Here is a 1,677-nt window from a genome sequence, read left to right as displayed (position 1 = left end):
AGATCATTCATCGCAAAACACAAAGTTATACTATAACATTGTTGATTCACTGATTTTGCGGTGTTATATTATATCACAACATAATAACCGCGAACCAATATATCCATGACAAAGTTAACATTAATCTCCTCTGCTATTTTTTCTGTTTTATGTTCTCAATCAGCTTTGGCTGCCACTGTTACTGGTAAAGTAATGGATGATAAAAATCAACCAATCAAAAATGCCTCAATTCATGTGCATGGCAAAAACCAAAGCGTTAAAAGTAATGATTTAGGCGAATTTGCTATAGAAATCGATGCAAATAGCCAATTACATATTAGTAAAGACAACTACGTAGACTCTCGTATTGCTGTTAGCGAATCTTCAAACAACCTGTCTGTATCGCTTAAACCAACATCAGTTGAGACAGTGGTTGTTTATGCCTCTGCACTTCATAAAAATAGCCTCGAGATGATATCGCCAGTAAGCGTGCTCTCAGGTGATGAATTAAGAAATAAATCTAAACCAACTCTTGGTGAAACGCTAAAAGGTTTACCAGGCGTAAATGCAAGTTACTTTGGCCCTGTATCATCAAGCCCAATTATTCGTGGTTTAGATGGCCCTCGCGTTAAAATCACACAAAACGGATTAGATGCCAGCGATGCATCACGTATTGGCCCAGACCATGCGACATCAAGCGATAGCCTAGCAGCAGAACAAATTGAAGTATTACGTGGCCCAAGTACCCTACTTTATGGCTCTGGTGCAATTGGCGGTGTTGTAAACGTGGTTGATAACCGCATTCCTACAGACAATATCGACGAGCTTACGGGTGCTGCTGAATACAGCCACGATACAGTGTCAAACTCAAACACAGTAGCTGCAAAACTTGAAACAGGTAATGAAGGCTTTAACTTTCATTTTGATGGCACTAAGCGCAGTGGCGATGATTACCAAACACCTACCTTCACTATTGCCGACGATGATGGCGATGTAGAAACAGAGAATTCTGTAGAAAATACTTTTATTGATAGCGAAACACTTAACTTTGGTACTAGCTATGTTGGCGATCATTTAACGATTGGTTTTTCTTACGGTAGTATTGATACCGATTACGGTATTCCTGGGCATGAACATCATCACGATCACGAAGGTGAAACTGAAGAAGAGCATGCAGAACATGAAGACGAAGCAGCTGAAGAGCCGGTTTATGCACATTTAGAGCAAGATCGCTGGCAAGGGCTTGTAAGTTACGCCCTTCATAATAACTGGATTGAAACCATCAACCTACGTGTTGGCTATACAGATTACTCGCACAGCGAAATTGAAGATGGCGAAATTGGTACTACTTTTAAAAATAAAACGACTGAAGCACGTTTAAATGTAGAGCATAAGTTTGCTGATTGGCACGGAATGATGGGCTATCACTACAGCGATTCTGACTACGATGCAATTGGTGAAGAAGCATTTACACCTGCAAGTGTAACTACAACTAACGCATTATATTTACTAGAAGAGCGTGAATTTGGCGACGTTACTGTTGAACTTGGCGCACGTGTTGAAGATTACAAAATTGAAAGCCAAATCACGGCACACGAGCATAACCACGATGAAGTAGAAATAGATCACAGCGACGAAGAAACCATTGGGTATAATGAAAGTTTTACCAATTTAAGTGCCTCTGCTGGTGCTATTTGG

Annotated in this window: 1 protein-coding gene; it reads left to right on the top strand. The window is 40.3% G+C overall.

The genetic code is table 11. The annotated features are described in order from the left end of the window. Nucleotides 1–105: 105 nt before the first annotated feature. The coding region (locus tag H5072_RS18670; RefSeq protein WP_182694418.1) for a TonB-dependent receptor plug domain-containing protein at nt 106–1,677 on the top strand (1,572 nt) is incomplete at its 3' end.

It is taken from the genome of Pseudoalteromonas sp. SR45-5 (assembly GCF_014163565.1).
Classification (GTDB): domain Bacteria; phylum Pseudomonadota; class Gammaproteobacteria; order Enterobacterales; family Alteromonadaceae; genus Pseudoalteromonas; species Pseudoalteromonas distincta.
This window is presented reverse-complemented; position numbering and strand designations above follow the sequence as displayed.